The 7,614-nt window shown below is 47.6% G+C and carries 7 protein-coding genes; 3 read left to right on the top strand and 4 right to left on the bottom strand.

Annotated features, from left to right (window positions below):
- The coding region (locus tag B5F83_RS10405) for a transposase (protein WP_143822540.1) at positions 1-635 on the top strand (635 nt) is incomplete at its 5' end.
- A gap of 173 nt (positions 636-808) precedes the next feature.
- On the opposite strand, the gene B5F83_RS10400 is transcribed toward B5F83_RS10405, so the two are convergent.
- Genes B5F83_RS10400 through B5F83_RS10390 form a run of 3 tightly spaced genes read right to left on the bottom strand, consistent with a single transcriptional unit; the run spans position 809 to position 3,863 of the window.
- Positions 809-2,008, bottom strand: coding sequence for a class I SAM-dependent rRNA methyltransferase (locus tag B5F83_RS10400; RefSeq protein ID WP_087280765.1), 1,200 nt, complete (start codon positions 2,006-2,008; stop codon positions 809-811).
- A gap of 11 nt (positions 2,009-2,019) precedes the next feature.
- The gene (locus B5F83_RS10395) at positions 2,020-2,607 is read right to left on the bottom strand and encodes a 3'-5' exonuclease (RefSeq protein WP_087280761.1); all 588 of its coding nucleotides are present in this window, start codon (positions 2,605-2,607) and stop codon (positions 2,020-2,022) included.
- A gap of 8 nt (positions 2,608-2,615) precedes the next feature.
- Positions 2,616-3,863, bottom strand: a complete 1,248-nt coding sequence (locus B5F83_RS10390; RefSeq protein WP_143822539.1) for a hypothetical protein — start codon at positions 3,861-3,863, stop codon at positions 2,616-2,618.
- A gap of 140 nt (positions 3,864-4,003) precedes the next feature.
- On the opposite strand from B5F83_RS10390, the gene B5F83_RS10385 reads away from it, so the two are divergent.
- Positions 4,004-5,206: a pyridoxal phosphate-dependent aminotransferase gene (locus B5F83_RS10385; protein ID WP_087280772.1), complete on the top strand. Its 1,203-nt coding sequence runs from the start codon at positions 4,004-4,006 to the stop codon at positions 5,204-5,206.
- A gap of 207 nt (positions 5,207-5,413) precedes the next feature.
- Positions 5,414-6,451 carry a Fic family protein gene (locus tag B5F83_RS10380; protein WP_087280755.1) on the top strand — a complete coding sequence of 346 codons (1,038 nt, stop codon included), beginning with the start codon at positions 5,414-5,416 and terminating at the stop codon, positions 6,449-6,451.
- A 202-nt stretch (positions 6,452-6,653) separates the two neighbouring features.
- Here B5F83_RS10380 and B5F83_RS10375 read toward each other — a convergent pair whose 3' ends face one another.
- Positions 6,654-6,947 carry an Arm DNA-binding domain-containing protein gene (locus B5F83_RS10375; RefSeq protein WP_087280751.1) on the bottom strand — a complete coding sequence of 98 codons (294 nt, stop codon included), beginning with the start codon at positions 6,945-6,947 and terminating at the stop codon, positions 6,654-6,656.
- Between the last annotated feature and the right edge of the window lie 667 nt (positions 6,948-7,614).

Here is a 7,614-nt window from a genome sequence, read left to right as displayed (position 1 = left end):
GGGACAGGCAGATAGACAGGGCCCGGGCACTGCTGGAGTCGGGAAGGGCAAACACAGGGAGGAAGAAGAGCCCGAACGACGCGAAACGGTTCATCAGGACGGAATACTGTACGGAGGACGGCGAACTGGCCCAGGTAAGGAACTTCTCCCTGAATCAGGAGATGATAGAACAGGAGGCACGGTTTGACGGCTTCTACTGCATATGCACCGACCTGGAGGGGCCGGCGGCCGAAATCATAAGGCTCAACAGCGGACGATGGGTCGTGGAGAACGACTTCCGAATAACAAAGACCGACATGGATGCCAGGCCGGTATATCTGAAAAGGGACGACAGGATAAAGGCGCACTTCCTGACATGCTTTCTCGCATTGCTCATATACAAGTATCTGGAGAAGAAGATAAACAGGGGCGGGATGCACTTCACGACCAGGGAGATACTCGGGACGCTCAGGGACATGAACTTCCTGAGCGTGGACGGGGAGGGATACATACCCGCATACGAGAGGACCGACCTGACAAACCACCTGCACGGCTCCGCAGGCTTCAGGATCGACACGCAGATTGTGACGAAAAAGAAGATGAGGAGCATCATCGCTTCAACGAAGAAACGCGAAAAGGAAACATGTGGGCAATAGTCCATACCCACACTCAAAAAAACACTCAAAAAACAGAATATACTACATTCCCAGAAAAAATCTCAAGGCTACAAATCGCCATTACAGCGGTCTGTAGCCTCGATTTTCCCTATATCTTGACCAACAAAAGTGTCAAACTCCGGAAGTTAATACTAATTTTAATATTTCCAAAATTATTCTACATAGAGCACCAAACCTTTCAGATATTCGCCTTCGGGATGATAGATATTTACAGCATGGTCGGCAGGCTGGTTCATCCTGTCAAGTATCCTGACATTCCTTCCTGTATCAGCGGCTGCCGAAAATACCGCAAGGGCGAAAGATTCCTTGTCTATAGCCTGGGAACAACTGAAAGTGAAAACCATCCCGCCGGGAGCGACCTTTGAAATGGCTGCTGCATTCAACCGCTGGTATGCCTTCAGAGCGTTCCTTATGGCCCCTCTGTGCTTGGCAAAAGCCGGAGGGTCGACGATTATCATATCGAACTCCCCGTCAGGGACGGATTTAAGGTAGTCTATGGCATCGTCACACACGGAAAGATGCCTCCCGTCATCCAGTCCGTTCAGCACGAGGTTGGAATCCAGGAGCGAAACGGCCCTGCGGGAACTGTCGACGGAGACGACCTTCGATGCGCCGGCCTTCAGGGCATATACGGAAAAACCTCCGGTATAGCAGAACAGGTTCAGCACCTTCTTGCCGGAAGCATAACGCCCAACAAGATTCCTGTTTTCCCGCTGATCAAGGAAAAAACCTGTCTTCTGACCCTCGTGCCAATTGACATAGAAGCTGTTGCCGTATTCTTTTACAGAAAAATCCTTGTCTGAAAAACCTTCCTTTACATACAGATAACCGTCCACGGGTTCAAGCCCCGCCTTGAAAGGCACCGTCCCCGAACTCTTGTCGTACACAGCGTGGAGAGCCTCCCCATAAACGGCCCTGAGCGCCTCGGCGATACGTGCCCTTGCGCGAAACATGCCCACGGAATGGGCCTGCATGACACAGACACCTCCATAATAATCTATTATCAGCCCGGGCAGGCTATCGCCCTCCCCATGTACAAGACGGTAACAGTCAGTATCGGTACACGAACCGGAAGCAAGTCCAAGGCTGCAACGCATCGCATAGGCCTGCGAAATGTGTCTTTCCCAAAAATCGGGGGCGAGCACCTCGTCACCGTAACCGAGAATACGTATGGCTATCGTCCCTATCTGATAATGCCCGAAAGCCAGGAACGAACCGTCGGACGAGTGGACGGCCACAATGTCGCCCTCGGCGGGATGCCCCTTTATTTCCGCAATCGCTCCGGAAAACACCCATGGATGATATCTGAGGATTGACTCCTCCCTGCCTCTTTTCAAAAAAACCTTAATCATTTCCCTGCAATTCAATCTTTTTCAAGTGTAAGATAAATTTCCCTGCATATCCATGCGTCGATGGCGGCATATTTCGACTGGGCCGACGTCAGCGCCTTCGCCTCCCAATTGCTGAGGCGCTGGGCCTTTGATATTTTCACACCAAGGACAATGGCGGCCATCTTCTTGACACTCAGGTCAGTTATCCCGTACTCCTTTACCTCCGACTGCAAATCCACGAAAGCCTCCGGAGAAAAATCCCTTATGCGGCGCAGGCCGTTTATATCGTCACGCACGGCCGCACCGACCTTGACAATGCCGCTATCCGAAAGTATGGCAGCCACCCTGTCGTCCAGCCCCATGGTGCAGGTACGGAAAAGATATGCCCGGTCCTCTCCGGAAAGCTGTAACAGCGCTACACCGTTCCTCTTCTCGCCGGAATGGAAATTGGGTTTCGTTTCGGTATCGAAACCTATTATTTTCTGATGTTTCAGATAATTCACCGCCTCGTCCAGAAGTTTTCCCTGCCTTTCCACGACCACTATGCTGCCCGTAAAATCGGCCAGCGGAAGGAGTTCTATTTCTTCCGGCGATATGGCCGGCCTGTAAACCTTGCCCATCTATGATGTTAAAAATTAAAATCGATATTCGGAGCCAACGAATCCAGCACGGCCCTTTCCGCCTTGCCGACATGACGTCTCGAAAGACGTACTATCTTGACCGTATTGGCACCGGCATCGTACGCCCTCGAATATTTCAACGTATCGCTGACTTCATCCTGACCGCTCTGCATCAGGAAATCCGGTGAAAATACCGATATGAAAAATTCGAATTTGGGATAATTGATTCTCAGGGCCATATTGTTTTCACGCCTCAATTCACGGAACAATTCGGAGGCCACGCACCTGGCCGGGTCTATGAACATGAAACCGTCGGAAACCACGCTTTCATACAACGCCCCCTCCTCGCTTTTTTCAGACATCATCTTGTCCAGGGCGACATACATCGAATCTATGCTGCCCGCAAGAAGCATGTCGTCCACTATGATGGCATTCAACGGCTCGGTATAACCGGAATTGATGTACATTTTTATGAAATTCCTCACCTTTTCTTCCGGGGTCTCTCCTTCCGGAGAGAAAATCACATTGTGCACGGGGACGGAATATCCTGCCTTATAACTCAAATCCCTGAACAATTCGCCGTAAATGCCGCTCGCCGCCACGTCAAGTCCCGCCATGACTCCGACTCCGGAGATGCTCTTGAAGGTATTCATCACCGTCCGGACAGACGAAAGCGGCGGGAACATGACCGGAATCTCCAGTCCTGTTTCTGAAAAAAGCGTATCCAAATCCGACATTATTTCAGGGGAATACGATACGGAAGAGACGACCAGGGCCTTGGCCGGATGTTTGCGCTCGGAACGGACCTTGTCGTAAGCATTCGCATAGCACGCACCATCAAGCATCGCCACCGTGTTCCTAACCAACAATTCCCTGAGGAACAGCTCGTTCCCCGCTTCGATATAACCTCTGTATGGAGCGTTGGAATAATCCATGAGCACATCGAAGAACTCGCCGGCAAAATCCGGAATCCCGTCAGGTCCGGACGATGCGTCTATATTGTCGCAGGCATCGAAAACCGCAAAACACTCGGCAAGCCTCACCGCTTCAAGACCTTCCCCCACGATGGCAATCGAACCATCCCTGTTAGAGGAATCGTATGAGGACAATATCCTGTTTTCCACACAGGAAGTGTCGAATGCGGCCCTCTCGACAAACGGATGCATGCTGTAATCCTGCTTTTCCCTGTCCGCGCAAGAGATTAACGGGAATGCCACGGCGCATAGCCAGGACAATTTTTTCAAGAGTTCTATCATCGCTAAAAACGTTTTCGATGCAAAGGTATTAAAATCCGCCCAATATTCTTTTTTTTTGCTTATTTTTGCGACCATGTTTTTCCGAATCCCGGGCGGGACGGATAATTTTAATATGTTTGATTAAAATAATTATAATAAAAATGTTAACTCTTTCAAAAAAAGCCGAAATGATGCCGGCTTCCCCGATAAGGAAACTCGTGCCTTTCGCCGATGAAGCAAAAAAAAGGGGTGTCAAAGTATATCATCTGAATATAGGACAGCCGGACATCGAATCTCCTGAAGAGGCTATCGATGCAGTAAAAAACATCAGCCTCAAACTCATCGAGTATCCGCACTCCGCCGGCATACCGTCCTACAGGGAAAAACTCGCCAAGTATTACCAGAGACTCGGGATGGACATCAATGCCGGAGACATTCTGATTACCAACGGCGGCAGCGAAGCCATCAGCATGGCTATCTCGATAATCTGCAATCCGGACGACGAAATCATCGTCCTCGAACCTTTCTACACCAATTATGCTTCCTTCGCTTTGCAGAACGATGCAAGGTTCCGCCCTATCACCTGCAAGATTGAGAACGGCTTCGCCCTTCCTCCTATCGAGGAATTCGAGAAGGCAATCACTCCGAAGACCAAGGCCATACTGATTTGCAACCCGGGGAACCCGACCGGAACGGTATATACCAAGGAAGAACTCGAACAGCTCGGGGAAATCATCCGCAAGCACAATCTGTATCTCATATCGGACGAAGTCTACAGGGAATTCTGCTACACCGAAGAGCCTCATTATTCATGCATGTATCTCAAAGGCGTGGAAAACAATGTCATACTCGTGGACTCGGTTTCCAAGAGATACAGCCTCTGCGGAGTACGCATCGGAGCCATCATCAGCAAAAACAAGGAAGTCATGTCGGCGGCACTGAGGTACGCCCAGGCAAGGCTCTGCTCCCCTGCCCTCGGCCAGATAGCTTCGGAAGGGGCTTTGGATGCATCCGAAGAGTATTTCAGGAAAGTAAAGGACGAATATATAAGGAGAAGGGACATACTGATAGAATCCCTTAACAAAATGGAAGGCGTATACAGCCCTATGCCTATGGGAGCGTTCTACACAATCGCCCGCCTGCCTATAGACGACAGCGAACGTTTCGCACAGTGGCTGCTCCAGGATTTCAGCTATGAAGGCCAGACCGTAATGGTCGCTCCTGCGGCAGGCTTCTATGCAACACCGGGAATGGGCAAGAACGAAGTCCGCATAGCCTACGTGCTCAAGGAGTCGGATTTGAAGGCAGCAATGAAATGCCTTGAAGTCGCGCTCAAACAATATCCCGGAAGGACGATAAAATAAAATAGATACACAGGAATAACAGAACAAAACGTCAAGGCACGGGAATAATACCGGGCGGCTCGCAGTTAATCGCAGGCCGCCCTTTTCTTTCTATCGCTACCGCTCCTGCATTCCGGAAAAAGTAGGGAGAAAAACAGAAAAAGTGGGGAGAAAAAGGTAAAAAGTAGGGAGAAAAATCTACCTTTGCACATAAAACGGGGAGATAATATGAATACTGAACTCGAAAAACTTGTTTCACGATACCGTGAACTGGGAATAGACAGCCAGATAGACTATGACAAGTTCTACCTGTATTCACTCATTACCCATTCTACAGCCATAGAAGGTTCGACCATAACAGAACTTGAAAACCAAATAATGTTCGACCATGGCATCAGCCTTAAAGGGAAAAGCATTGAGGAACAGAACATGAACCTTGACCTTAAGGCCGCATACGAAAAAGCATTACAACTGGCCAAAGTCCATACGCCCATAACAATAGATATGCTGAAGGAACTGTCGGCACTCGTAATGAAGAACACCGGAAAGGAATACAAGACGGCATTGGGGGATTTCTCATCGGCAAAAGGAGATTTGCGCCTACTGAATGTTACTGCCGGAACCGGTGGAAAATCTTACATGAATTACAGCAAAGTTCCAATAAAACTTGACGAATTCTGTACCCGCTTGAATAGTGAACGTGCGAATTGCGCATCTAAAAGCATCACGGATTTGTACAAACTGAGTTTTGACTCCCATTATATTTTAGTTACAATACATCCCTGGGCGGACGGGAACGGAAGGATGGCCCGTCTGATTATGAATTATATACAATTCGAGTTCGGCCTGATTCCAACTAAAATCCTTAAGGAAGATAAAGAAGAATATATCAAGGCACTTGTCGAAACCCGTGAAAAAGAAGATCTTACCATTTTCAGGAATTTCATGACATCCATAATGATCAGGAATTTGATTAACGATATAGAGACATATTGCAAATCCATCGAAAATGTCCCGGAAAGTAGGGAGAAAAACAGAAAAAGTGGGGAGAAAAAGGTAAAAAGTAGGGAGAAAATCCTCAACTTGCTTCTTCAAGACAATACCCTGACGGCAATCGCCCTCGCAGAACGGATAGGCATAACTCCCAAGGCTGTGGAAAAACAGATTGCCGCATTGAAAGCCGATGGCTTGCTCAAACGCATAGGTCCCGACAAAGGCGGGCACTGGCAGGTAGTGGAGGGTAGTAGCGGGATTGAAGTGGACTGACATGTAATAGAAGGCACTGAAGGGTACCGATAGGCACTAACGGGGACAGGAGGGCACTGATAGGCACTAACAAGCAGGGGGAAAGTGAACCAATCAATCTCTGAAAAATAAAGGTCAAGATGCTTGTTGAATTTCACTAAAGAATTGTACACCTGTTCTACTGACAGGGCATAGCCAGTCCTCTTTCCCTCTCTTAATGAATTTATGAATTTATCTCTTTCCTGAATAATTCTCCGACTGTCACAGGTTGGGTCTTGTGCTTAATTTTTTCTATCAGAGATGTGGCAGAAAAGTCCTTGTAACCAGCCTTCAACTCCACAATTTTGCTTCTCACTTCACTTATCTTGTTGGAAATAAGGCTTTCCAGTATATCTTTGTCAGGGCAGGTTTCTTTGGGTCTGTTGTTGTCAAAGTCCCAGTGTTCAGGCTCTACAAAAACTCCAAGATTGAAGTACCTTGATTTTTTGTCTTTACAACCACTTATCTTCAAGGGCAGTTCATTGTTTTTTTATGGTCTGTACTTGTAGCATACAACTTCAACTGTTGCCATTTTGGGTAAAACTTTTTAGAAAACATGCCCACCCCATTTTGATGTATCTATGTAATTTATTGTGTTACAATGCCTTGTGAGAATATAGCAAATTATCTTTGTTCCGAGCGGTATCCACGTGGACTTCGCTGGGAACAGGGGATTTTTGATAGATTTCCGGTAATGTGTTGATATATAGTTGCATTACAAGCAACGTGGTTAAGTCGGGGCGTTCCCGGTTTGACACTATTCTTGCACGTCACGGTTCTGTTTTACGGGCCGGGATGCAACTTCTCCTGCGAAAGAATGACGGGAAAAGGGTTGGAAGTGGAATGAAAGCGGAATGAGGAGGAAAAAATCCGATTATGCCGACCCGTTTTCCACCCCACAGCCAGGTAGCATCTTTATAAGATACTGATAATGAACAATTTATTAAAATCACACCTGCTTTTGGGTACCTCAGAAAGTACCCAAAGCCAGCTCCGTTTTTTTGTAAGTTATTGATTATCAACTATCCCAAAAATAGGCCTAGTCGACAAAATTCATGATGGCACACGAATAAATATTTCTTAGTCGACAAAATTCATGATAATAGTGTCAATAATGGCGTGATATATATTCGTCAATGAGTTTT

It is taken from the genome of Muribaculum sp. An289 (assembly GCF_002159555.1).
GTDB classification, from domain to species: domain Bacteria; phylum Bacteroidota; class Bacteroidia; order Bacteroidales; family UBA932; genus Merdivivens; species Merdivivens faecigallinarum.
This window is presented reverse-complemented; position numbering and strand designations above follow the sequence as displayed.